The sequence below is a fragment of the Mesorhizobium sp. CNPSo 4688 genome (assembly GCF_057784295.1).
On the sequence record NZ_JBWLUY010000005.1, the window covers coordinates 164,570 to 188,659 of the forward strand.

Annotated in this window: 18 protein-coding genes; 8 read left to right on the plus strand and 10 right to left on the minus strand. The window is 63.9% G+C overall.

Annotation, left to right across the window (positions count from 1 at the left end):
• Positions 1-33: 33 nt before the first annotated feature.
• The 4 genes from AC04SH_RS11055 to AC04SH_RS11070 are packed head-to-tail and all read left to right on the plus strand — an operon-like array spanning position 34 to position 3,906.
• Complete coding sequence (locus AC04SH_RS11055) at positions 34-1,335, plus strand: cytosine deaminase (protein ID WP_488575036.1); 1,302 nt, start codon at positions 34-36, stop codon at positions 1,333-1,335.
• Positions 1,335-2,738 carry an FAD-binding oxidoreductase gene (locus AC04SH_RS11060; protein ID WP_488575037.1) on the plus strand — a complete coding sequence of 468 codons (1,404 nt, stop codon included), beginning with the start codon at positions 1,335-1,337 and terminating at the stop codon, positions 2,736-2,738. Before AC04SH_RS11055 ends, AC04SH_RS11060 begins: the two co-directional genes overlap by 1 nt.
• Positions 2,738-3,319 carry an NAD(P)H-dependent oxidoreductase gene (locus tag AC04SH_RS11065; protein WP_488575038.1) on the plus strand — a complete coding sequence of 194 codons (582 nt, stop codon included), beginning with the start codon at positions 2,738-2,740 and terminating at the stop codon, positions 3,317-3,319. Before AC04SH_RS11060 ends, AC04SH_RS11065 begins: the two co-directional genes overlap by 1 nt.
• Positions 3,319-3,906, plus strand: a complete 588-nt coding sequence (locus AC04SH_RS11070) for an NAD(P)H-dependent oxidoreductase (protein WP_488575039.1) — start codon at positions 3,319-3,321, stop codon at positions 3,904-3,906. Before AC04SH_RS11065 ends, AC04SH_RS11070 begins: the two co-directional genes overlap by 1 nt.
• 149 nt (positions 3,907-4,055) lie before the next feature.
• Here AC04SH_RS11070 and AC04SH_RS11075 read toward each other — a convergent pair whose 3' ends face one another.
• Genes AC04SH_RS11075 through AC04SH_RS11095 form a run of 5 tightly spaced genes read right to left on the minus strand, consistent with a single transcriptional unit; the run spans position 4,056 to position 11,588 of the window.
• Positions 4,056-6,503 carry a GcvT family protein gene (locus AC04SH_RS11075; RefSeq protein ID WP_488575040.1) on the minus strand — a complete coding sequence of 816 codons (2,448 nt, stop codon included), beginning with the start codon at positions 6,501-6,503 and terminating at the stop codon, positions 4,056-4,058.
• Positions 6,500-7,681, minus strand: coding sequence for a pyridoxal phosphate-dependent aminotransferase (locus AC04SH_RS11080; protein WP_488575041.1), 1,182 nt, complete (start codon positions 7,679-7,681; stop codon positions 6,500-6,502). Before AC04SH_RS11080 ends, AC04SH_RS11075 begins: the two co-directional genes overlap by 4 nt.
• Positions 7,681-8,580 (minus strand): homocysteine S-methyltransferase family protein, encoded by a 900-nt coding sequence (locus AC04SH_RS11085; RefSeq protein ID WP_488575042.1) that lies wholly within the window; start codon positions 8,578-8,580, stop codon positions 7,681-7,683. The genes AC04SH_RS11080 and AC04SH_RS11085 overlap by 1 nt, the downstream gene beginning before the upstream one ends.
• Positions 8,577-11,030 carry a GcvT family protein gene (locus AC04SH_RS11090; protein ID WP_488575043.1) on the minus strand — a complete coding sequence of 818 codons (2,454 nt, stop codon included), beginning with the start codon at positions 11,028-11,030 and terminating at the stop codon, positions 8,577-8,579. The genes AC04SH_RS11085 and AC04SH_RS11090 overlap by 4 nt, the downstream gene beginning before the upstream one ends.
• A 15-nt stretch (positions 11,031-11,045) precedes the next feature.
• Positions 11,046-11,588 carry a helix-turn-helix domain-containing protein gene (locus AC04SH_RS11095; RefSeq protein ID WP_436262014.1) on the minus strand — a complete coding sequence of 181 codons (543 nt, stop codon included), beginning with the start codon at positions 11,586-11,588 and terminating at the stop codon, positions 11,046-11,048.
• A 282-nt stretch (positions 11,589-11,870) separates the two neighbouring features.
• Between AC04SH_RS11095 and AC04SH_RS11100 the strand changes: the two genes are divergently transcribed.
• Positions 11,871-12,575, plus strand: a complete 705-nt coding sequence (locus AC04SH_RS11100) for a nitroreductase (RefSeq protein WP_192257567.1) — start codon at positions 11,871-11,873, stop codon at positions 12,573-12,575.
• 22 nt (positions 12,576-12,597) lie between these two features.
• On the opposite strand, the gene AC04SH_RS11105 is transcribed toward AC04SH_RS11100, so the two are convergent.
• From AC04SH_RS11105 to AC04SH_RS11125, 5 genes are all read right to left on the minus strand, one after another.
• Positions 12,598-14,040 carry an MFS transporter gene (locus AC04SH_RS11105; protein ID WP_488575044.1) on the minus strand — a complete coding sequence of 481 codons (1,443 nt, stop codon included), beginning with the start codon at positions 14,038-14,040 and terminating at the stop codon, positions 12,598-12,600.
• A gap of 158 nt (positions 14,041-14,198) precedes the next feature.
• Positions 14,199-14,801, minus strand: a complete 603-nt coding sequence (locus AC04SH_RS11110; protein WP_488575045.1) for a sarcosine oxidase subunit gamma — start codon at positions 14,799-14,801, stop codon at positions 14,199-14,201.
• Complete coding sequence (locus tag AC04SH_RS11115; protein ID WP_488575046.1) at positions 14,794-17,790, minus strand: sarcosine oxidase subunit alpha; 2,997 nt, start codon at positions 17,788-17,790, stop codon at positions 14,794-14,796. Before AC04SH_RS11115 ends, AC04SH_RS11110 begins: the two co-directional genes overlap by 8 nt.
• Positions 17,787-18,083: a sarcosine oxidase subunit delta gene (locus tag AC04SH_RS11120; RefSeq protein WP_488575047.1), complete on the minus strand. Its 297-nt coding sequence runs from the start codon at positions 18,081-18,083 to the stop codon at positions 17,787-17,789. The genes AC04SH_RS11115 and AC04SH_RS11120 overlap by 4 nt, the downstream gene beginning before the upstream one ends.
• Before the next feature lie 21 nt (positions 18,084-18,104).
• Positions 18,105-19,364, minus strand: a complete 1,260-nt coding sequence (locus tag AC04SH_RS11125; protein ID WP_488575048.1) for a sarcosine oxidase subunit beta — start codon at positions 19,362-19,364, stop codon at positions 18,105-18,107.
• A gap of 184 nt (positions 19,365-19,548) precedes the next feature.
• Here AC04SH_RS11125 and AC04SH_RS11130 point away from each other — a divergent pair, with 184 nt between their 5' ends.
• The 3 genes from AC04SH_RS11130 (at position 19,549) to AC04SH_RS11140 (ending at position 24,088) form a co-directional block, all read left to right on the plus strand.
• Positions 19,549-22,038: a mechanosensitive ion channel family protein gene (locus tag AC04SH_RS11130; protein ID WP_488575049.1), complete on the plus strand. Its 2,490-nt coding sequence runs from the start codon at positions 19,549-19,551 to the stop codon at positions 22,036-22,038.
• Positions 22,039-22,183: 145 nt separating this feature from the next.
• Entirely contained in the window at positions 22,184-22,447 is a 264-nt protein-coding gene (locus tag AC04SH_RS11135; RefSeq protein WP_112565226.1) for a hypothetical protein, read from the plus strand.
• A gap of 207 nt (positions 22,448-22,654) precedes the next feature.
• A complete protein-coding gene (locus AC04SH_RS11140) occupies positions 22,655-24,088 on the plus strand; it encodes a UbiA family prenyltransferase (protein ID WP_488575050.1) in 1,434 nt (477 codons plus the stop codon).
• Positions 24,089-24,090: the final 2 nt, after the last annotated feature.

The window sequence follows — 24,090 nt, forward strand, 5'->3', positions numbered from 1 at the left end:
GGAGATGCCCGGCAGGGCAGAGGGGGGTGCGGCTTGATACCAACCTCTGGCTATTACCATCTCGCCAACGTCCGCCTTCACCGGTCGCTGACGCCCGGTCTGGCCGCGGCTTACGACAGCCAGGGTTTCGCACTGGCCGATATCGCCGTTGCAGACGGTAAGATCTCCAGCATCGCAGCGCATAAGAAATCGAAAGCACCAATAGACGCCATCGACCTCGCTGGCCGCATCATCCTGCCGTGTTTCGTCGACTGCCATACCCATATCGACAAGGGCCATATCTGGCCGCGCAAGCCCAATCCGGACGGCACCTTCATGGGCGCACTCAATGCCACCGGCGCCGATCGCGCCGCGCGCTGGAGCGCCGAGGATGTGGCGCGGCGCATGGATTTCTCGCTGCGCTCAGCCTATGCGCATGGCACCAAGGCATTGCGCACGCATCTCGACAGCGTGCCGCCGCAGGAGGAGATTTCCTGGCCGGTATTCGAGGCGATGCGGGATAAGTGGCGCGGCCGCATCGAGTTGCAGGCGGCCTGCCTGCTCGGTATCGAAGGCGTGCGCGACACAAAATGGTTCGAAAAACTGGCGAAGCGCGTGGCCGCAGCCAAGGGCGTGCTGGGCGTCGTCACCTATATGGTGCCGGATCTCGAAGAACTGCTCGACAAGGTGTTTTCTGAGGCGATCAAGCACGGGCTCGACCTCGATTTCCACGCCGACGAGACCGACGATGTCGCGGCGATCTCGCTGAAGAAGATCGCCGAGGCTGCCCTCTGGAGCGGTTTTGAGGGCAACATCCTCGTCGGGCATTGCTGTTCGCTGGCGCGCCAGCCGGACCTCGACGTGCTGGACACGCTGGACAAGGTGGCCAAGGCCGGGCTGGCCGTGGTGTCGCTGCCAATGTGCAATCTCTATCTGCAGGACCGGCGCGCCGACCAGACCACGCCACGCTGGCGCGGGGTGACACTGCTGCACGAGATGAAGGCGAGGGGCATTCCGGTTGCCGTCGCCTCCGACAACACGCGCGACCCGTTCTATGCCTATGGCGATCTCGACATGCTGGAGGTCTACCGTATGGCGACGCGCATCCTGCATTTCGACCATCCGGTCGGCGATTGGCCGCAAGCGGTGGCGTTAACGCCGGCCAAGGTGATGCGGCTCGACGGTCTCGGTACGCTGGCTGCCGGCGGCAGCGCAGACTTCATCATCTTCAAGGGGCGGAGCTGGACGGAATTGCTGTCGAGGCCCGAATCGGATCGCATCGTCGTGCGTGACGGCAAAGCGATCGATCGGCAATTGCCCGACTATGCCGAGCTCGACGAACTGATGGTGGACTAATGGATGTTTCGGCGCTCAAACGCGATCTCGACGGCATAAAACTCGACGACAATCCGGCCATCGTCCAGCAGAAGAGCCGTGACTTCTACTGGTACAGCCCGGTGCTGAAACAGCAACTCGACCATGTCACCGGCGACCTGATCGTGACGCCGAAGAACGAGGCCGAACTGATCCGGGTGCTTGCCGCCTGCCATCGGCATGGCGTTCCGGTGACACCGCGCGGCAGCGGCACCGGGAATTACGGCCAGGCGATGCCGCTGTCGGGCGGCGTGGTGCTCAACCTTGCCGAGATGAACGAGATCAAGGCCATCGCGCCGGGCCGCGTCGTGACCGGACCGGGCGCGATCCTGGCCGACATCGACAGAGCGACGCGGGCGCATTCCGGGCAGGAGCTTAGGCTGTCGCCGTCGACCTACAACACGGCGTCGATCGGCGGCTTCATCGCCGGTGGCTCGGGCGGCGTCGGCTCGATCAATTTCGGCGGCTTGCGCGATTTCGGCAATGTGCTGCGCCTGCGCGTCGTCACCATGGAAGCCGAGCCGAAGGCACTCGAACTCACCGGCGAGGATTTGCACAAGGTCACGCATGCCTACGGCACCAACGGCGTCATCACGGAAGTCGAGATGCCGCTGACGGCAGCCTATGAATGGATCGACGTCATCGTCGGCTTCGATGCTTTCATGCCGGCGGCGCGCTACGGCAATGCGCTCGCGTGCCAGGACGGCATTCTGACCAAACTGATCACGCCGATCGCCGCCCCGGTGCCGCAGCTCTATTTCAAGCGGCACCAGAAGTTTTTCAAGGAAGGGCAGAGCATCTGCGTCGTGATGGTTGCAAAGCATGGGCTCGACGCTTTCCTCGCCTTCACCCGTCGCGCCGGCGGCGAAATCATCTTCAATGCGGCAACAGTGACGGACGAGGACAAGAAAGGCCTGCCGCCGGGTTTCGAACTGGCGTGGAACCACACGACGCTGCGGGCGCTGCGCGTCGATCCCTCGATCACCTATCTGCAGTCGCTTTATCCGTTTCCCAACCAGCTGACGCTGGTCGAGAAGATGGATGCGATGTTTCCGGGCGAGGTCTTTTCGCATCTCGAATTCGTGCGGCTCGACGGCAACATCACTTGCTTCGGCCTGCCGCTGGTGAAATTCACCACAGAGGCGCGGCTTAACGAGATCATCCGGCTGCATGAGGAGAATGGCTGCCCGATCTTCAACCCGCATCGCTACACGCTGGAAGAAGGCGGCATGAAGCAGACCGACGAAATCCAGCTCGCCTTCAAGCGCGAGACCGATCCGCAAGGCCTGCTCAACCCCGGCAAAATGATCGCCTGGGAAAATCCGGATTATGACTATCGCTCGGGCCGGACTTTTTTGTTCAAGGGCCTGCAAAGGGCAGGGTGATGAAAGTCCTCGTCCTCTATGCGCATCCTGTGGAGACCAGCTTCAACGCCGGCATGCACCGGACGATCGTCGAGCGGCTGATGGCGGCCGGCCATGACGTCGACGACTGCGATCTCTATGCAGAGGATTTCGATCCCAGGCTGACGCGCGGGGAGAGGCTGGACTATCACAACCAGCGCAGCCCCGCGGACCCGGCCGCACCCTATGTCGAGCGTCTGCTCAAGGCCGAGGCGCTGGTGCTGTCCTACCCCGTCTGGAATTATGGCTTTCCGGCTATCCTGAAAGGCTTTTTCGACCGCGTCTTCCTGCCCGGAGTGTCGTTCAAGCTGGTCGACGGCCAGGCGCAGCCATCGCTGCACAACATCAGTAAACTGGCGGCCGTCACCACCTATGGCGGCAGCCGGTTCCGGGCCATGCTGATGGGCGATCCGCCACGCCGGCTGGTCAAGCGGATGCTGCGCGCGACGATCAAGCCCGGCGCTTCCGTGTCCTATCTCGCGCATTATTCGATGAACCTGTCGACCAATGAGACGCGGGCGGCCTTCATGGCCAAGGTCGTGGCCGGGATGGATGAATTCTGATGCGCGTGCTGGTGGTCTATTGCCATCCGGTGCCCGAAAGTTTTTGCGCCGCCATTCGCGACACAGCGGTCGACGTGCTGAAGGCACGGGGCTGGGATGTGCGGCTGCTCGACCTCTATGCCGAAAAATTCGATCCGGTCATGGGCACTGAAGAGCGGCGCGCCTACAATGAGCGCGCGCCGGAAGACCCTGCGCTGAAGCCGCATTTCGGGCATCTCGCCTGGGCGCAGGCGATCCTCTTCATCTATCCGACCTGGTGGTACGGGCTGCCGGCGATGCTGAAGGGCTGGCTCGACCGGGTGTGGGCGACCGATGTCGCCTTCAAGCTGCCGGCGGGCAAGGGGCGGATCACGTCGCTGATGACGCATGTCACCAAGGTCGGCGTCATCACCACCTGCGGCGCGCCGACCTGGTGGAGCGTGGTCGTCGGCCAGCCCGGCCGCAAGACCTTGCTGCGCGGCATGCGCGCACTGTGCGCTCGCCGCTGCCGGACGTTCTTTCTGGCGCACTATCTGATGGATGCCTCGACGCCGAAAAGCCGGGCGGCATTTCTCACGAAAGTTCGGAGAAAGCTGGAGCGGTTTTGAGGGATTAGCGTCCTTCTCCCCGTTCATTCACGGGGAGAAGATGCCGGCAGGCAGATGAGGGGCAGCGCGAACTCTGCAGACCTTGGCGCCGCCCCTCATCCGACCCTTCGGGCCACCTTCTCCCCGTAAACGGGGCGAAGGAAGAGGCGCTACATCTTCGTCCGTTCCGCCTTCGGGTCGTACATCGGCTTCAGCGATGCTTCCGCTGCGAAGCGCTCGCCGGCGATCTCGATCTCGTAGGACGAGGAAAGCACATCCGCTTCGCTCTCGCCCAGACAGGGCACATAACCCAACCCAATTGCGCCACCAAGATGATGGCCGTAATTGCCCGAGGTGATCGGGCCGACGATCTTGCCGTCGCGCAGGATGGCCTCATTGTGGAAGAGCAGGGGCTCAGAGTCTTTCAGGCGGAACTGCACCAGCCGGCGTGACAGGCCGGCTTCCTTTTTCTTGAGCACCGCATCGCGGCCGATGAACTCGCCCTTGGCGGTCTTGACCGCAAAGCCGAGGCCGGCCTCCAGCACATTGTCCTCGTCGGTGATGTCGTGGCCGAAATGGCGGAAGGCCTTTTCGATGCGGCAGGAATCCAGCGTATGCAGGCCGCAGAGTTTCAGGCCGACATCCGCACCGGCTTCGTCGATCGCCTCGAAGACATGCGCCGCCTGGTCGGTCGAGACATAGAGCTCCCAGCCGAGCTCGCCGACATAGGTGACGCGGTGGGCGCGGGCGAGGCCCATGCCGATCTCGATCTCCTGGAAAGTACCGAACGGATTGTTCTCATTGGAGAAATCGTTGGGGCTGACTTTCTGGATCAGTTTTCGCGCATCCGGCCCCATCAGGCAGAGCACGCTTTCAGCCGCCGTCACATCGGTGATGACGACGAATTCTTCGCCGACATACCGGCGCAGCCAGGCCAGGTCGCGCTGTAGCGTCGCGCCGGGAACGACGAGGAAATAGGCTGTCTCCGACAGGCGCGACACCGTCAGATCGCTTTCGATGCCGCCGCGCTGGTTGAGCATCTGGGTGTAGACGATCTTGCCCGGCGCCACGTCCATATCGTTGGCGCAGAGTCTTTGCAGGAAGGCGCAGGCATCGCGGCCCTCGACGCGGATCTTGCCAAACGAGGTCATGTCGAACAGACCGACCTTGTTGCGGACCGCCAGATGCTCCTCGCGCTGGTTGCCGAACCAGTTCTGCCGCTTCCAGGAATAGCGGTATTCGCGCTCCTGTCCTTCGCGGGCAAACCAGTTGGCGCGCTCCCAGCCGGCGACCTCGCCGAAGACAGCGCCGCGCGCCTTCAGGTGCTCATGCAGCGGCGAGCGCCTGACATTTCTAGACGTTGCCATCTGCCGATAGGGAAAATGGTCGGCATAGAGAAGGCCGAGCGTTTCGGAGACACGCTCCTTGAGATACCGGCGGTTCTTCTGGAACGGCTGGGCGCGGCGGATGTCGACTTCCCAGAGGTCGAAGGGCGCTTCGCCGTCATTGATCCACTGCGCGAGCGCCATGCCGGCGCCGCCGGAGGAGACGATGCCGATCGAGTTATAGCCGGTCGCCATCCAATATCCCGATAGCTCCGGCGCCTCGCCGAGATAGTAGCGGTCGTCCGGGGTAAAGCTTTCGGGGCCGTTGAAGAAGGTATGGATGCCGGCTGTCGCCAGCATCGGCATGCGGTTGACGCCCATTTCGAGGATAGGCTCGAAGTGCTCCATGTCCTCGGGCAACTGGTCGAAGCAGAAGTCCTCGCGAATACCGTCCATGCCCCAGGGTTTTGCCACCGGCTCGAAAGCGCCGAGCATCATCTTGCCGGCGTCTTCCTTGTAGTAGGCGCATTCGTCGGGAACGCGCAGCACCGGCAAGCGGCCGAGACCGGCGATTGGCTCGGTGACAAGGTAAAAATGCTCGCAGGCGTGCAGCGGGATGGTGACGCCGTTCTGTGCGCCGAGTTCACGCGCCCACATGCCGGCGCAGTTGACGACGATGTCGGCCTGGATGGTGCCCTGGTCCTCGCCTTGCGACCACGACACGCCGGTGACGCGGCCGGCCCTGGTGTGAACCTTGGTGACTTTCACATTCTCGACGATGGTGGCGCCGCGCTGGCGTGCACCCTTGGCCAACGCCATGGCGATGTTGGCGGGGTCGCACTGGCCGTCGAGCGGCAGATGTACCGCGCCGACAACATCTGACACATTGAGATGCGGATACATCTCTTTGACTTCCCTAGGCGAAATCTCGCGCACATCGACATCGAAGGCGCGGGCGAGCGACGCCTGTCTGTAGATTTCGTGCTTGCGCTCCTCGGTCAGCGCCACGGTGATCGAGCCGACCTGGCGCATGCCGGTGCCGACTTCGGTTTCTGCCTCCAGCTTGACGTAGAGGTCGGCCGAATATTTCGCCAGCCGCGTCATGTTCTGCGAGCCGCGCAACTGGCCGATCAGGCCGGCGGCGTGCCATGTCGTGCCCGATGTCAGTTGCTTGCGCTCCAACAGCACGATGTCGGTCCAGCCGAGCTTGGCCAGATGATAGGCGACCGAGCAGCCGGAGACGCCGCCGCCGATGATCACGGCGCGGGCTTTGGTGGGAATGGGTTTGGTCATGCGGCCTCGCGGCGATAGCTGGATGCGAAGCGGCGCAGGCGTTTTGCGGCTTCCTGAAGCACCGGTTCCGGCTGGCACAGGCTGATACGGATGTGGCCGGCGGCGGCATGGCCGAAGCTGGAGCCCGGCATGACGCCGACCTTCTCCGCGTCGAGAAAAGCCCAGGCGAATTTCTCGTCGTCGGGCTCGACCGCCGAGATGTCGAGCATGACATACATGCCGCCCTCGGAGCCGTGCACGCTGACATTGTTCATGCCGCGCACGGCATCGAGCAGGACGGTGCGCCGCGCCGCGTAGCGTTCGGCGATCTCCTTGACGCCGTAGCGGTTCTCCAGCGCCTCGGCACAGGCGATCGAGATGAACGCCGGCAGGCCGTAGGTCGTCACCAGGTTGAGGTTGGTCAACAGCGTGATCATCTGCGCCGGGCCGGTCAGCCAGCCCATGCGCCAACCGGTCATGCCATGGCTCTTGGACATCGAGTTGATGACCAGCGTGCGCTCAGCCATGCCGGGCAGGCCGCGCGGCGAAATGTGTTCGCCGCCGCCCAGCGTCCAGTAGACCTCGTCCGACAGCAGCCAGAGATCGTGCTCTTTGCAGATATCGGCCAGTTCCTCCAGACGCTCCCGCGAATAGACAGCACCGGTCGGGTTGTTCGGCGTGTTGATCAATATGGCGCGCGTGTTCGGCTTCAGTGCCGCGCGGATCCTGTCGGCGCGTGGCTGGAAACCGTCCTCGGCCGGCGTCTCGACCACCGTGAAGCTGGCGCCGGCGGCGCTGAACGTGTTGGGATAGGTGGCGTAGTAGGGCGCCACCACAATGGCATGATCGCCCTGGTCGAGCACGGCCTGCACCGCCGCGTAAAGGGCGGCCTGGCCGCCGGGTGTGGCGATCACCTGCTCGGGGCCTGTCTCGATACCGGTGCAGGCGGTCGAGGCCGCCGCCATTGCTCTGCGCAGGCGCGGAACGCCGGGAAGCGGGGTGTAATGGTGGTTGCTGCCCCGAACCGCTGTCACGCAGGCTTCGATCGTCTGGCTCGGCGTATCGAAATCATGGTCGCCGACCGACAGCATGATGATGTCCTGGCCGGCCTCCTTGCGGGCCCAGGCCTCGGTGTGGACCTCCCAGCCATCCTTACCCGAAGGCACGATGCCGGAAATGCGCTTTGACGGTCTGGGCATCATTGAACTCCCGAAATCTGGTAACCGGCCTGTTCGAGCCGGTCACGCAAGGCAGCGATGTGGGCAGGGCCGACTTCGCAGCATCCGCCGACGATGCTCGCGCCGGCCTCGACCCAGCCGAGCGCCTGGTCGGCATAGGCGTCCGGACCAAGGTCGTGACGGGCGTGCAGCACATCGACGGTGCCGCCGTGCTTGAGCGCTTCGGTAGAGGTGAAGCCGTTGGCATAGGCGCCGACCGGGCCGCCGAGATCGATCAGCTCGGGAAGCGCAGCGGCGATCGCTTCGGGCCGACAGCAATTGACCAGCCGTGCCGCGAGCTGCAGGCCGTCGAGTGCTCGGGAGGCCGTGGCGATCGCTTCGCCGCTGCGCAGGCGCGGGGTACCGTGGTCGGCCAGCGTCCACGACACCCAGACCGGCTTGCGGCTTTCCGATGCCGCAGTGACGGCCGCGCGCGCTTCATCGGCGGAGGCCATGGTTTCGCACAGAAAGAGATCGACGCCGTCCGCCTGCTCGGCAACGATGCGGCGATAGATGTCGAGTGTGTCCTGATAGGAAATGGTCAGCGCCGGCGCATAGCTGCCGAACAGCGGCGACAGGCAGCCGGCGATGGTTGCCTCTCCAGCTTGCTCGCAAGCTTGCCTTGCAAGCTCGATGCCGCGCTTCTGCAGCGGCTTGAACAGTTCCTCCGCACCCTCGCGCGCCAGCCGCTCCGGCGTGGCCGAATAGGTGTTGATGGTGATGACGCGCGCGCCGGCACGGATGAATTCCGCATGCAGGTCGCGCACCAGATCCGGTTCGTCGATCAGCACCCTGGCCGACCACAGCGGCGTCGGCTCGGATTTGCTGCGGCGGATCAGCTCCTGGCCCATACCGCCATCGGTGAGGATAACAGTCTTCACGCCCGCAGCCTCTCGTTCTTCGGATCCCACAGCGGCTCGTCCTTCTGCACGACCGCCTTGAAGCGGTCGCCGAAGATTTCAATCTCGATGGCGGTATCGGGCTCAGCCAGGTCGGCGCGCAGCATGCCGAGCGCGATCGACTTGTCGATACGATGACCCCAGCCGCCCGAGGTCGTCTCGCCGACGATCTTGCCGTCATGCCACAGTGTCGACACCGACGGCGCGTCGCAATCGCCGGGGTTTTCGACGACCAGGGTGACGAAGCGCTTCTTCACGCCTTGCTGCTTTTCGTTTTGCAAGGCTGCCTTGCCGCGGAATTGAGGCTTGTCCCATTTGACGAAGCGTTCGAGCCCGCCCTGCAGGATCGTGTAGTCGGTCGACAGGTCGCCCTTCCAGGTCCGGTAGCCCTTTTCGAGGCGCAGCGAATCCAGCGCATACATGCCGAACGGTCTCAGCCCGTGTTTTTGTCCCGCCGCCCAGACGGCGTCGAAGATGGCGGCGGTGTCTTCCACCTTGGTGTGGACTTCCCAGCCGAGTTCGCCGGCGAAGGATACGCGCACCAGCTTCGCCCAACGGCCGGCGATCGTGGTTTCCTGATGCGTCAGCCAGGGCAGCGAGAGATCCGCGTCGCAGACCTCGGCCAGGATCTTGCGCGAGTTAGGACCGGCGAGGATTTGCGTCGAATAGTCTTCGGTCCTGTCGGTGAGGGTGAAAGCCGCGTCCCTCGGCATGCGCGACTTCAGCCATTCGAAATCGTGCCACTGCGCTACCGCCGCGGTGATCAGCGTCATCTGCTCTTCGCCATGGCGCACCACCGACATCTCGGTGACGATGCGGCCCTTGTCGTCGGCGAAATAGACGAGGCCGATGCGGCCGGGCTTGGGCACCAGGCCGGTGACCTGCAGCGCCAGCCATTCGGCTGCGCCAGGGCCTTCGAGGTTAAAGCGCGAGAAGCCGGGCAGGTCGAGAATGCCGGCGGCATCGCGCACCGCCAGGCACTCTTTGCGTACGCGGTGGTGCCATGGCCCTTCGCGGCGGAAGGTCAGCGTCGCTTCTTCCGACGTGTCGTCACCGGGTTGCGCATACCAAGTGGCGCGTTCCCAGCCATTATAGGCGTCGAACTGAGCGCCGAGCGCCCTGATGCGATCGTGGATCGGCGACAGCTTGCGGTCGCGCCCCGCGGGCCAGGCATGGCGCGGGAACTGGATGGCGTATTCGTTGCCATAGATCTCCATGCCCTTGGCGACGCTGTAGTCGGGCGCGGCGGCAAAGCTGGTAAAACGGCGCGGATCGCAGGACCACATGTCCCATTCGGTCTGGCCTTCGGTCACCCATTCGGCCAGCACTTTGCCGGCGCCGCCGCCTTGCGCGATGCCGAAAGTGAAGACGCAGGCCTCGAAAGCGTTGGGGACGCCGGGCATCGGCCCGATCAGCGGGTTGCCGTCCGGCGCGTAGGGGATCGGCCCGTTGATGACCTTGGACAGGCCGGCAGTGCCGAGGATCGGCACGCGGGCGACGGCGTCGGCGAGATAATGCTCGAGACGGTCGAGATCATCAGGGAAGAGCTGGAAGGAAAAATCCTCCGGCATCGGATCGTTGTGGGTCGCCCAATGCGCGCGGCAATTGCGCTCATAGGGGCCGAGATTCATGCCGTTCTTTTCCTGGCGCAGATAGTAGGACGTGTCGACGTCGCGCAGCAGCGGCAGTTTCTTGCCCTGTTCCTTTGACCAGGCCATCAGTTCGGGGATTTCCTCGAACAGAATGTACTGATGGCTCATCACCATCATCGGCACATCGCGGCCGAACATTTTGCCGACTTCGGCGGCACGGTAGCCGGCGGCGTTGACGACGATCTCGCAGCGGATCTCGCCTTGCGGTGTCTCGACCACCCATTCGTCATTCTCGCGGCGCACTGATGTCACCGGGCAGAAGCGGACGATCTTGGCGCCCATGTCGCGCGCGCCCTTGGCCAGCGCCTGGGTCAGCTGCGCCGGGTCGATGTCGCCATCGCTCGGGTCGTAGAGCGCGCCCTTGAGATCATGCGTCTCGATGAAGGGGTAGCGGCGCTTGATCTCGTCTGGGCCGACAATGTCGATGTCCATGCCCTGGTAGCGGCCCATGCCCTTGGCGCGCTGGAATTCCTGCATGCGCTCCCTTGTATGGGCAAGCCGCAGAGAGCCGGTGACGTGATAGTTCATGGGATAGTCGACCGCGTCGGCGAGACCGCGATAGAGCTCGGTCGAATAGCGCTGCATGTTCATCAGCGACCAGGACGAGGAGAAGGTCGGCACATTGCCGGCGGCATGCCAGGTCGAGCCCGATGTCAGCTCGTTCTTTTCCAAGAGCACGCAGTCGGTCCAGCCCGCCTTGCAAAGGTGGTAGAGCGAGGAGGTGCCGACGACACCACCTCCGATGATCACCACGCGTGCCGTGGTCGGCAAACCGGCCATATTAGAAACCCTCGTTCAATAGACAGGCGGTGAAACCACCCAGATAACCACGGCCGGCTCGGTGCCGGGATTGCGCCAGCGGTACGGCTTGCGTTCGAAGCGGAAGGAATCGCCTTCGCCGAGACGATGCCAGACGCCGGCGATCTCGATCTCGAAAATACCCGAAGCGATGTAGCCGGCTTCCTCGGTCGGCCGCAGCTGCTCGCTCTTCATCTCCGCGCCCGGCGCGAAGATCGAGCGCACCATCTCGAAACTACCGCCGAGATCGGGCGATAGAAGCTCCTCCACCAGGCCGGATTCGCTTGTGCCAAGCGTGCGCCGGCTGCCGGCGCGCACGACGACGCCGCGCTCCTTCTCGATCGGCACGTCGTGGCTGAAGAACAGGCTGAGCGGCACGCCGAATAGGTCGGCGAAGGCTCTGAGGTCGCCGAGCGAAGGGATCGACAGGCCGCGCTCAACCTGGCTGACCCAGCCGACGGAGCGGCCGAGCTTGAGCGCGATCTCGGCCAGCGTCAGCCCACGCGCCTTGCGCAGCGCACGGATATCGCTCGCCAGCAGGCGTTCGTCAGGTCCCTGCAATGTTTTGGCGATAGCTGGGGACAAAACGCTCACTTTATGAAAATTCCGAAGTGAATTTCATGAGAGCCCACGCTCGTGAAAAAATCAAGGGGATTTTCATGGGGCCACAAGATTTGCTTGCGCGATTTTGGCGGTTCATGCAAAGGCTCGGCCACGAACGGCTGATGTGGGGGCGCCGGGTCGGCGACCAAGGTTTGGAATCTGCGCAACGTGTCCCTGAAAGCCGTTTCGGCTTTCCGGGTATGCGCAAAGGGACGGCCCATGCTGGAAAAAAACGCCCAAATCGCGCAGGACGCGGCTGTTGTCGACGAGGCGATCCTGTCGCGCCGTTCGGTGCGCGCCTTTCTGCCCGACATGGTCGATGACGAGACGATCCGCGCCATTCTCTCCGTTGCCGCGCGCGCGCCTTCCGGCACCAACATGCAGCCATGGCGGGTCTATGTGGTCAAGGGCGAGATCAAGCAGCAGATATCAGATGCCATCCTCAACTCCGGTATCCGCGCCGAAAAGGCCGATTGGGACGAGTATCGCTATTATCCCACCCAGTTCTTCGAACCTTATCTGACCCGCCGGCGCGCCAATGGTTTCGGGCTCTACGGGGCGCTTGGCATCGGTCGCCGCGAGGTCGACAAGATGCGCGCCCAGCACGACCGCAACTTCGTCTTCTTCGATGCGCCGGTGGGCATGATCTTCACCATCGACCGGCGGCTGAACCAGGGTTCGTGGATCGATTATGGGATGTTCTTGCAGAACATCATGGTGGCGGCGCGGGGCAGGGGGCTGCACACCTGCCCGCAGGCAGCCTTCGCGCCCTATCACCGGCAGATCCGGCCGGTGCTCAACATTCCCGATGAGGAAATTGTCGTCTGCGGCATGGCGCTCGGCCATGAGGACACGTCCAAGCCCGAAAACGACTTCCGCACTGATCGCGTGCCGCTGGAAGAGTGGGTGACGTTCAGCGAGTAAGACGAACTTCGGCTTACTGGTTCTAGTCCACGCTCAATTGCGCGCCGTGACCGCTGACATGGGCGCCGTCCTGCGGCGTCAGCTTGAGATAGGCGATCAGCGCGCACAGCGTGATGACGCCCTCGACCACGAACAGGATGCGGAAATCGTTGGTCACGGCAGGCCCGCCGCCGGCCAGGAATGACAGCAGCGCCGCCGCCAGGCCAACGCCGATCGCCACCGCCAGCTGCCAGAGAATGTAGTAGAGGGCGCTGAAGCGGGCGAGCTGGGCGGGCGCGATGTCGGAATAGGCGAGATTGCCGGTCGACGCCCACTGCGCGGAGCGCAGGACACCGAAGGCGAAGATATAGGCAAGCACGATCCAGACCGGCGTGGTGGCCTCTATCAAGGCGAAGCCGGCAACCATGGCGGCAACGATCGGCGTGTTGACGACCAGCACGCGGCGAAAGCCGAAGCGGTTGAGCAGGCGCGGCATGAAGACACGCATGATCAGCGATCCGATTGCGGCAACGAAGGTCAGCGATCCCGCCTGCACCGCGCTCATGCCGAAGCCGAGCTGGAACATCAGCGGCAGCAGGAAGACGACGGAGCTTAAACCGATCGTGTCCAGCCCGCCACCGGTGAGGAAGGAGATGCGGAAGGTGCGGATGCGCAGGAGTTTCAGGTCAAGCAAGGGGTTGCGGGCACGCAGGCAGTAGAAGGAGGCAAGCGTCAGGATGACGATCGCCAGCGCCAGCTCGGCCGCGATCATGCTGCCGGATGTATCTTTCGCAGCAAGTGAGTCCATGCCGAAGACCAGCAGCACCATGCCGCTGCCGACCAGCAGGAAGCCTGGAAAATCAAACGGCGTGCGCACCGGTTTGGTGACCGTAGGGAACAGCGACGCGGCAAGGACGGCGGCCGCCAGCGCGAACGGCACGTTGATGAAGAAGATCCAGCGCCAGGAGATGTAGGTGGTGAGCGCGCCGCCGACGAGCGGCCCGACAAGCGGTCCGGACTGGCCGGCGAGCGAAATATACATGTTGATCTTCAGCGTATGGCTGCGCGGGAAGGTCGACAGGATGACGACCTGGCCGAGCGTGCCCATCAAGGCGCCGCCGAAGCCTTGCAGCGCGCGGGCGCCGACCAGCGTCCAGATGTCGTTGGACAGCCCGCACAGCGTCGATGACGCAGCGAACACCAGCAAGGCAAAGCAGTAGACATTGCGCAGGCCGAAGCGGTCGGCTGCCCAGCCGCCAAGCGGCATCGAGATGATCAGACTGGCGACATAGACGGTGATCAGCAGGCCGAGCTGGCTGGGCGGGCGGCCGAGGCTTTCGCTGATCCCGGGCAGCGCGGTGACCACGACATTCTGGTCGAGGCTGGTCATGAACACGCCGCAGGCGACCGTCAGCGGCAGCAGGAGCAAGGCTCTGGCCGACACATCGGCGCGATCCGTGGCGCCGGCGGATAGTTCTGCGGTCATGGGGATGTTCGAACCAAACGACGATGCCGACCCTGAGACGGGATTTCTTGATCCCTTGGACCGGTTGGACGGCCACATCTTCCATCATGGGCGTCTGCAGCAGGATTCTCTAGCGGCAGAACCGGCTGGCCTTGATGCCAGAACGGCTATTCGGCCACCTACTGCACCTCGTAGCCGACTTCCTCACTGGCGTGACAAAGCGCCTTCCAGAACGAACGGGCGAAGGAGCGGAAGACATAGATGTCGAACTGGTCGGCGCCGGTGCGCTGGATCTGGGCGAAGACGTCGTGATGCGTGGTCGAGCGGCCGGCGCCGATGGGGAAGGCGGGCAAAGCGAAGTCAATGGCGAAGAATTTCGCCAGCACCCATTCGGCCTTCGGCCCGGCGATGCGGATGGCGGTGCGGCCATGCGACAGGTCGGTGACGGTGCCGATGGCCGGGGTGACGGCCTTGGAAAAGGCCGATGCCAGGCCCTCGGCCTCGTCAACGATGGTGAACTTTCCCGGCGCGAAGCCGAATACGGCCTTGCCGTCCCTGGCAACGCCGCCGCCGGCGCCATCGGGCAGCGCGAGGCCGGTGGCCTTGCGGATCGCATCGATCAGCTGCTTCTCCGCACCCGGCCATGCGGCAAGCTGCAAGATCGAGCCCGGCCGGGTCTCGGTCAGGATGACATCGACGCCATGTTCGAAATTGCCGTGCGAACCCGGATGGAATACCGGCTCGAGCGGCGAAAGGCGTTCGGGTGATTGGCGCTCAGCCATGCATGCGGCTCCCGTCCGGGTCGTAGAAGTGGTTGGAGACGATCTCGACCGGCCCGAAACGCTTGCGCAGCGGATCGGAGACAAAGGCGCGGGTCCCATGCCTCGCCTTGCCGCCCTCGACCAGGGCCAGCGCGATATGCTTGCCGAGTGCCGGCGAATAGCAGCAGGCGGTGATGTGGCCGAGCGAATCGTGCGGATTGGTCTCGTCCAGCTCCGCCACGATGTGGGCGCCGCCGTTAAGCGGCAGGTTGTCGAGCGAGACCAGGCCGACCAGCTGCAGCCGGTCGGGCGCGATCAGGCCTTCGCGGTCCATCATCGCCGAGCCGATGAACGGCTTCTTCTTCGATAGCATCCAGTCGAGATGCAGGTCGCGAGCCGTGGTGCGGCCGTCGATCTCGGCGCCGGTGACGTGGCCCTTTTCGATACGCATCGTGCCCAGCGCCTCCAGCCCGTAGGTGACCAGGCCGAACGGCTTGCCGGCTTCGATCAAGGCTTCCCAGACATGTGTGCCGTAGCCAGCGCCGGAATAGACCTCGAAGGCCATCTCGCCGGAGAATGACAGCCGGCAAATCATCACCGGAACGCCGGCAATCTGTCCATGCACGATGCCCATGAAGGGCAGGGTTGTGTTGTCGACGGCAGTGCCGGTGACGCAGGCGGCGAGGATAGCCCGAGCCTTCGGCCCACCGATCGCGGCACCTGCCCATTCGTCGGTCACCGAGGTGACGTGCACCTTCAGCTCCGGCCAGATGACGTCGAGGAAATATTCCAGATGCTGCATCACCTTGCCGGCATTGGCCGTGGTGGTGGTCATCAGGAAATCCTGTTCGCCGAGTCGCCAGGTGGTGCCGTCGTCGAAGGCTAGGCCATCCTCGCGCAGCATGAGCCCGTAGCGGGCCTTGCCGACGGCGAGGGTGGAAAACATGTTGGTGTAGACGCGGTCGAGGAATTCGGCCGCATCCGGCCCCTGCACTGCGATCTTGCCCAGCGTCGAGACGTCGACGATGCCTGCGCTTTCGCGCGTGGCCTTGGCTTCACGAACATAGGCCTGCTCGATCGTCTCGCCGGCAAGGCCGTAGATCATCGGCCGGAACCAGAGGCCGGCCGAATACATGGTCGCGCCATTGGCGAGGTGCCAGTCATGCATCGGCGTCAGCCGCTCGGGCTTCAAATCGCCGAAACGCTCGGCGGCGAGCGAGCCGATCGACACCGCCGAATAGGGCGGGCGGAAACGCGTCGTGCCGACTTCGGGGATCGGCTTGCCCAGCGCCTCAGCCATGATGGCGAGGCCCGGCACGTTGGAATTCTTGCCCTGGTCGGTCGCCATGCCGAGCGTGGTGTAGCGCTTCAGGTGCTCGACCGAGACAAAGCCTTCGCGATGCGCCAGCCGCACGTCTTCGGCGGTGACGTCATGCTGGAAGTCGACAAAGCTTTTGCCTTTCGCCTTGATCTCGAACACCGGCGCTGGATTGGGATCCCCAGGGGCTGCTTCGACATCGGGCAAGGCTGCCGGCGCGCTTGCGCCGCCTGCCGAGGACAGGCCGGCGGCGCGGCCCTCAGTGATGGCTTCGACGGTCGAAAAGCTGCCATTGAAAGCGCCCGCACCGATCCAGCGCTGTTGCGTCGGCTTGGGCGGCAGGAAGGCCTGGCGGGCAGGGTTCCATTCGGCCCTCGCGCCGGCCTGGCTGGCCAGATGGATGGTCGGCGACCAGCCACCCGACATCAGCAGGCAATCGGCGTGGATGCTGCGGGCGTCATCGCTGAGCAAGCCGGAGTTCATATCGAAGCGCTGCACCTTGAGGCCGCTAAGCGCCTTGCCGCCCTCGGTGGCGACCACGGCATGGCCGGAGAGGATTTCAGCCTCGGCCTCGGTGGCGAGGCTTCGCATCTCAGAGGAAAGCTCAGGGCGCACGTCGACGATGGCGACAATGGCCGCGCCGGCCTTCTTCAGCGCCAGCGCCGAGCGATAGGCGCCGTCATTGTTGGTGAACAGCGCAATCCTGTCGCCGGGCAGCACGCCATAGTCATTGGCATAGCGCTCGGCCGCATGCGCCAGCATAATGCCCGGCCGGTCATTGCCTGGAAACACCAGCGGCCGCTCAAACGAGCCGGTGGCCAGCACCACCGTTTTGGCGCGGATGGCCCAGTAGCGATGGCGCGGTTCGCCCTTGCCAGGCACTTCCTTGTGATCGGTGACGCGCTCGAGCGCGGCCAGCGTGTTGCCGTCATAATAGCCCCACACCGTGGTGCGCGGCAGCAGGCGGACCGTGTCGTGGCCTTCGAGCTGGCTGACGGTGCGTGCTGCCCAGTCGGCGGCCGGCGCGCCGTCGATGGTCTCGCCCGACCAGTTGGCCGAGCCGCCAAAACGCGGCTCAAGCTCGGCCAGAATGACGCGCGCGCCCTGATCGGCGGCCGTCTTTGCGGCCGACAGGCCGGCCGGGCCGGAGCCGACGACCAGCACATCGCAAAACGCATTCATCCGCTCGTAGCGCGAAGTGTCGGCGGCAATGCCGGCTTTGCCGAGACCGGCGGCGCGGCGAATGAAATGCTCGCAGAACATCCAGAAACGGGTGCCCTTCAGCGGACCGAAAACCGGTCCCATGAAGGTCTTGTAGTAGAAGCCGGCGGCCAGGATCTTGCCGCCGAGCTGGTTGATGGCGTTGACGTCCCAGGCGAGCGAGGGGAAACGGTTCTGGCTGACGGCCACCAGCCCGTCATAGATCTCGACCATGGTTGCGGCGATGTTTGGCTCGCGCACTTCGCCGCGCAGCACCGTCACCAGGGCGTTCGGCTCCTCGACGCCCGCCGACAGCAGGCCGCGCGGACGATGGTATTTGAACGAACGCCCGAACAGCGTGACGCCATTGGCAAGCAAGGCCGAGGCCAGCGTGTCGCCAGCATGGCCGGTGTAAGGGGTGCCGTCGAAGGTGAAGCGGATGGTGCGCAGCCGGTCGATGCGGCCGCCGGTTTCAGTGCGGCGCGGACTCACGACTTGCCCCCAGTCTTGTGCCGAGCAGCGGCGTTGTGGTCGCCACGCGCGAAACCGGTGCTGGAAATCTCATGCGTGACCGTGTTGCGCACCATCCTCAGATGCGTGCGGCAGCCGCCGGAATGCTGCCAGATCTCATTGTGGTCGCCGGCCGGGTTCAGCCGGTCGTAGACATAGGCGTTCCAGGCGTCGAGGTCCTGCGAGTTGGGCTGCGGGCGCTCGCGGTTGCCGTCGCCCTGATAGGTGAACTCGATGACGTCGCGCGGGCCGCAATAGGGGCAGGTGATAAGCATTTTTCTTCTTTTCCCTAGACCCTAATGCAGCCGGGGCGTTGCGCCCTGGCCTTTATCGTCGATCACCAGCCCGCGATAAAAACGGTCGAGCGTGAAGGGCGCGTTGAACTCGTGCGGCTCGTCCTTGGCGATGGTGTATGCAAAGCACCAGCCCGAGGCCGGCGTCGCCTTGAAGCCGCCATAGCACCAGCCGCAGTTGAGATACATGCCCGGCAGCGGCCCGGCGGTGATGATCGGCGACCCGTCCATCGACATGTCGCAGACGCCGCCCCAGGAGCGCAGCATGCGCACGCGGGCAAGGCCGGGAAACAGCGCCAGCATCTCGCTCATCACCTCGTCGACGATCGGCAGGTTGCCGCGCTGGGCGTAGCTGTTGTAGCCGTCGATGTCGCCGCCATAGACGAGGCCGCCCTTGTCGGACTGTGACATATAGAAATGGCCCATGCCGAAGGTCAGCACCGTGTCGATGAAGGGTTTTAGCGATTCGGTGACGAAGGCCTGCAGCACATGGCTCTCGATCGGCATCCGGTCGATGCCGGCAAGCTGCATCACCCGTCCGGTGCTGCCGGCAACCGCCACAGCGACCTTCTTGCCGCGGATTTCGCCGCGCGTCGTCTGCACGCCGGTGATGCGGTCGCCGTCGCGCAGGAAGCCGGTGACCTCGCAATTCTCGACGATGTCGACGCCGCGGCGGTCGGCGCCGCGCGCATAGCCCCAGGCCACCGCATCGTGGCGGGCGGTGCCGGCGCGCGGCTGCATCAGGCCGCCGACGATCGGAAAGCGCGCCGAGGCCGAAACGTCCAGCGCCGGCACCAGCCGCTTGATCTCGGCGGTGCTCATCAACTCGGCGTCGACGCCGAGATGGCGCATAGCGTTGCCGCGCCGTGCATAGTCGTCGAACTGGGCCGGCGTATGGGCCAGGTTCAGGCAGCCGCGCTGCGAGAACATGACGTTGTAGTTGAGGTCGTGTGACAGGTTCTCCCACATCTTCATCGAATGTTCGTAGAAGCGGGTGTTGGAGGGCAGCAGGTAGTTGGAGCGCACCGCCGTGGTGTTACGGCCGACATTGCCGGAGCCCAGCCAGCCCTTCTCCAGCACCGCGACATTGGTGATGCCGTGCTCCTTGGCCAGATAATAGGCCGTCGACAGGCCATGGCCGCCGCCGCCGATGATGATGACATCATAGGAGGCCTTGGGCTCGGGCTTGCGCCAGGCCGGCTTCCAGTCCTGGTTTCCCTTGAGCGCGTTCGTGAGAAGCGAAAGGGCTGAATATTCCGCCATTCTTCATGCCATCCTTGGTGCGATGCGGCAGACTATAGAGCAGGCGGCGGGCGCAAAGCCAAGATTGCGCCATGGCTTTTCGACTGGCCGACGCCGCGATGCGACGGCTTGCCCCACGATATGGCCGTCTTTATCAAGGACAGGCTTTTTGAATGCCTTTGCCGCCCGTGAGTCGCCAACAGTCATGCTTTTGAGATTGCTTCGCCTCATTTTGGTTTTCACGCTGATCATTTCGGCGTCGCCTTCGTTCGAGGCGATGGCGCAGGCGCTGGGCCAGGGCTCCGCCGGCTTGATCAGCGATCAGCAGAAGGTCATCCAGGGCCTGACGGCCAAGACCGACGATCTCGAGAAGAAAATACAGCAGGACGGCGAGGACGATGCCTCCCTCGTCGATATCCGTCTGCAGCTGGAGGATCTGTCGCGGGCGGCGCTGACCAGTGCGCTGGCGTTCCGTTCGCGGCTCACCGACATCAACAATCGCATCGAGGTGCTGGGTCCTCCTCCGGCGGCGGGCCAGCCGCAGGAGCCCGACATCGTGACCGGCGAGCGCCAGGCGCTGGCATCGGAAAAGGCCGAGATCAACGCGGTTGTCGCCAGCGCTCAGAACCTGTCGATCCGCATCAGCGGGCTGATCGACAAGATCGGCAATATGCGCAGCGAACTGTTCCGCAACCTGCTGACCAAGCGCTATGTGCTGTCCGACGTGCTGAGCCCGCAGGTCTTTTCCGACGCCCGCGACGAATACGCCAACCTTTTCAGGGCGGTGTCGTCCTGGCTCACCTTTGCCTTGAAGTTCAAGTTCCAGGCGATGCTCGCGGCGACCTTCATGTCGTTGGGGCTGGCCGCGATATTGTTCGTTGGCGGACGCCGCCTGTTCGGGCGTATCTTCGAAGCCGATCCATCGGTCGAGGACCCCACCTATCTCAGCCGCCTGTCGGTGGCGTTCTGGTCGACCTTGCTGCCGACGCTGGCGGTCGGCGCCTTTCTCGCTTCGACGGTCTTCCTGTACAATTATAACAATGTGCTGCGCGGCGACATCGGCCTCTTCCTCAACGCGCTGGCTGGCGTCATCGCCGTCGTTTTCTGCGTCAACCGCCTGACCAATGCGGCGCTCGAACCGCGGCAGCCGAACTGGCGCCTGATCCAGGTTGAGACCGGCCCGGCGCGTTGGCTGGTGCGGCTGACGACAGCCATGGCGATTGTCATCGGCGTCCACTATTTCCTAGCGGTGGTCAACGACAGTATGGGCTCGCCGCTGTCGCTGACGGTCGCCAGAAGTTTTGTCGCCGCCATCATCGTCGGCGTCATCCTGATCCTGATGGCGCTGCTGAGGCCGTACAAAGGCTCCGATGGGAGCTGGCGTCCATGGCCAACCTGGCTGCGCTATACCGCCATCGCGCTCGGCCTGGCCACCATTGTGGCAGCGCTGTTCGGCTATATTGGCCTGGCCATCTTCGTTTCGGTCCAGGTCGTGGTCACCGGCACCATCCTGGTCACCGCCTATATCGGCTTTCTGTCGGCGCGCGAGATCGGCGAGGAGGGCGGTTTCGCCGGCACCTCGATCGGGCGCTGGCTGTCGGCCAATGCCAGCTACGAGGACACCGCGCTCGACCAGCTCGGCCTGGTGGTCAGCGTCGCCATCAATCTGATGATCGTGCTGGTGTTCCTGCCGCTGATCCTGTTTATGTGGGGGTTCCAGCCCGGCGACATCCAGGCCTGGGCCTACAAGCTGGCAACAGGCATCACCATCGGCTCGGTGACGATTTCGGTTACCGGCATCCTCAGCGGCATCGTCGTTTTCATCATCGGCTATTTTCTGACCCGCTGGTTCCAGGGCTGGCTCGACGGTTCGGTGATGGCGCGCGGCAAGGTCGATACCGGCGTGCGCAATTCGATCCGGCTGGCGGTCGGCTATGCCGGCGTCGCGGTCGCGGGTCTCGTCGGCATCTCGGCGGCGGGCATCGACCTCTCCAACCTGGCACTCGTTGCCGGCGCACTTTCGTTGGGTATCGGTTTTGGCCTGCAGAATGTCGTCTCCAACTTCGTGTCCGGCCTGATCCTGCTCGCCGAGCGGCCTTTCAAGGTCGGTGACTGGATCGTCGCCGGCGACACCTCAGGCACGGTCAAGAAGATCAGCGTGCGCGCCACCGAGATCGAGACCTTCCAGCGGCAGTCGGTGATCCTGCCCAACTCGAACCTGATCAACAACGCCGTCGGCAACTGGACGCACCGCAACAAGCTTGGGCGTGTGGAGATCAAAGTCGGCGTCGCCTATGGCAGCGACGTCAAGCGGGTGCACGCCATCCTCTTGGAGATTGCGCGCGGCCATCCGCTGGTCCTGAAGAACCCGGAGCCCTTCGTGCTGTTCACCAATTTCGGTGCGGCGGCACTCGAGTTCGAGATCCGCGTGTTTCTTGCCGATGTGCTGAACGGGGCCATCGTGCAGAACGATATCCGCTTTGCCGTGCTCGATGCTTTTGACGCCGAACATATCGAAATCCCCTCGACGCCGCGCGCCGAAGTCAAGGTCAAGCAGACCGAGGCATGGCCGCTCGACGACGACAAGATCGAAGTCGAATTCGCTGAGAAGGAGCAGGCGGAGGCCGAAGCCGCCGCCGAGAAGGCGCGCCTGGCCAAATCAGGCCGCAAGGCGCGCAAACCCGATCCCGGCTAGGGCCCGGGCTCCTCCCAAAACCAATTGCGGCATGAATGCGGCATTCAGTTGCGGTTCAGCTTGCATCTCATATAAGCTCACATGCAAAGGCGAGAATGCCTTGCGAAATGCAACAGAGGCGGTGTGGAAACACCGATATTGCAAAATGTGGAAGTCGCTCGTCGTCGCCATCGCTCTTACCGCAGCGAATGGCTCGGCCTTTGCCGCCAGCGCGGTCAACAAGGACGCTGAGACCCGTACGCTGATTGTGACGGAAGGCGGCGGCAAGACGGAGCTGGCGCTGGCCGCCGGCGAAACCGTGGAATTCTGCCCCAACGGCTGTTTCGTCACCTTACCCAATGGTGACCTCGAGGCCCTGACCGGCTCGGAAACGGTCGAAATTTCGGGTGGCGTTGCCCGCATCAAGTAAAGTCGGCGGGCAGCTCTTGCAAAGGCCGGGCAATGCCCGGCCTTTTATTGTTTGTGGTAGTGATTGCTTAACAATGACGCGGGAAATATCGTCGCGCCTACCGGCTGCAACCAGGCGTTTTAACGTTCACTACGCCGTTCCGCCGCTATACCCTTGCGAAGACGCCGAAACACGGCGCGACGGGTTTATGAGCAGGACAGGACAGACATGGATGCGCGGTCGGACAAGAACGCAATCCCGCTTGCGGTCGACCTCGACGGCACGCTGATTGCGACCGACCTTTTGTGGGAAGGCCTGTTCATCCTTCTCAAGAAGAATCCGCTCTATGTCTTCCTGGTTCCGTTCTGGCTGGCCGCCGGCCCGGCGCGGCTGAAGCAAGCCATCGCCGACCGCATCGACATCGATCCGGCCTCGCTGCCCTATCGCGAAGCGCTGCTGCAGCGCCTGCGCGCCGACCATGTGGACGGCCGCAAGATCGTGCTGGCGACAGGTACGCCGCGCAAGTTCGCCGAGGTGATCGCCGCCCATCTGGGCATCTTCGACTATGTGCTGGCGACCGACGGTCCACACAACATGACCTCGGGCCGCAAGCGCGACGCGCTCATCGCCGCCTATGGCGATGGCGGTTTCGACTATGCCGGCAACAGCCGCCACGATCTCAAGGTTTTCGAAGCAGCGCGCGACGCCATCGTCGTGGCGCCCGACCGCCACGCGAAGCGCTGGCAGACCGCGCGTAGCGCCGAAATGGTGCCGGCGCCAAAAAGGACGTTGAAGACATTCGTCATGATGCTGCGGATGCATCAGTGGCTGAAGAATTCGCTGATCGCGGTGCCGATGGTGCTGTCGCACGAATACTTCAACGCCAACATGATCTGGCAATGCATGCTGGCGTTCGTCTCCTTCAGTGCGGTGGCTTCGGCGATCTACATCCTCAACGATTTCTTCGACCTTGCGCTCGACCGCAAGCACCCGACCAAACGCAACCGGCCGTTCGCCAGCGGCGCGCTGTCGATCCCGTTCGGCCTCGGCGCGATGGCCGGCCTGTTGGCGATCGGCATTGCAGCCGGGTTGCTATTGCCGATCGAGTTCCTGGGTGTGCTCGCCGGCTACATTGTGGTGACCACGGCCTATTCGCTGTCGTTCAAGCGCATGCTTCTGGTCGACGTGCTGACGCTGGCCGGCCTCTACACGGTGCGCGTGCTGGCGGGCGCCGCGGCGACCGGCGTCGAGGTATCGTTCTGGCTGCTCGCCTTCTCGATTTTCTTCTTCCTGTCGCTGGCGCTGGTGAAGCGCTATGTCGAACTGCGCACCACCGCCATTCCGGTTGGCGAGCGTATTGCAGGCCGCGGCTACCGCATCGAAGACCAGGAGATCGTCGCCCAGGCCGGCATGGCGTCGGCCTTCTCCTCGGCGTTGGTGCTGGCGCTCTACATGGACAGCGCCGCCGTGCGCGAACTCTATCCGCATCCCTGGCTGGTCTGGCCGCTGGCGCCGATCGTGCTCTATTTGACCATGCGCGTCTGGATCCTGGCGCGCCGCGACGAGATGAACGACGATCCGGTCGTCTTCATCATCCGCGACTGGCGCAGCCAGATCATCGTGGCTATCGGCGCGGCATTGCTGGTCGCCGGAGGCTGGTAGAG

Coding starts and splice junctions, on each gene's coding strand:
- AC04SH_RS11060 (WP_488575037.1), top strand. CDS start 1,335: ATGGATGTTTCGGCGCTCAAACGCGATCTCGACGGCATAAAACTCGAC.
- AC04SH_RS11065 (WP_488575038.1), top strand. CDS start 2,738: ATGAAAGTCCTCGTCCTCTATGCGCATCCTGTGGAGACCAGCTTCAAC.
- AC04SH_RS11070 (WP_488575039.1), top strand. CDS start 3,319: ATGCGCGTGCTGGTGGTCTATTGCCATCCGGTGCCCGAAAGTTTTTGC.
- AC04SH_RS11075 (WP_488575040.1), bottom strand. CDS start 6,503: ATGACCAAACCCATTCCCACCAAAGCCCGCGCCGTGATCATCGGCGGC.
- AC04SH_RS11080 (WP_488575041.1), bottom strand. CDS start 7,681: ATGCCCAGACCGTCAAAGCGCATTTCCGGCATCGTGCCTTCGGGTAAG.
- AC04SH_RS11090 (WP_488575043.1), bottom strand. CDS start 11,030: ATGGCCGGTTTGCCGACCACGGCACGCGTGGTGATCATCGGAGGTGGT.
- AC04SH_RS11100 (WP_192257567.1), top strand. CDS start 11,871: ATGCTGGAAAAAAACGCCCAAATCGCGCAGGACGCGGCTGTTGTCGAC.
- AC04SH_RS11105 (WP_488575044.1), bottom strand. CDS start 14,040: ATGACCGCAGAACTATCCGCCGGCGCCACGGATCGCGCCGATGTGTCG.
- AC04SH_RS11110 (WP_488575045.1), bottom strand. CDS start 14,801: ATGGCTGAGCGCCAATCACCCGAACGCCTTTCGCCGCTCGAGCCGGTA.
- AC04SH_RS11120 (WP_488575047.1), bottom strand. CDS start 18,083: ATGCTTATCACCTGCCCCTATTGCGGCCCGCGCGACGTCATCGAGTTC.
- AC04SH_RS11125 (WP_488575048.1), bottom strand. CDS start 19,364: ATGGCGGAATATTCAGCCCTTTCGCTTCTCACGAACGCGCTCAAGGGA.
- AC04SH_RS11130 (WP_488575049.1), top strand. CDS start 19,549: ATGCTTTTGAGATTGCTTCGCCTCATTTTGGTTTTCACGCTGATCATT.
- AC04SH_RS11135 (WP_112565226.1), top strand. CDS start 22,184: ATGTGGAAGTCGCTCGTCGTCGCCATCGCTCTTACCGCAGCGAATGGC.
- AC04SH_RS11140 (WP_488575050.1), top strand. CDS start 22,655: ATGGATGCGCGGTCGGACAAGAACGCAATCCCGCTTGCGGTCGACCTC.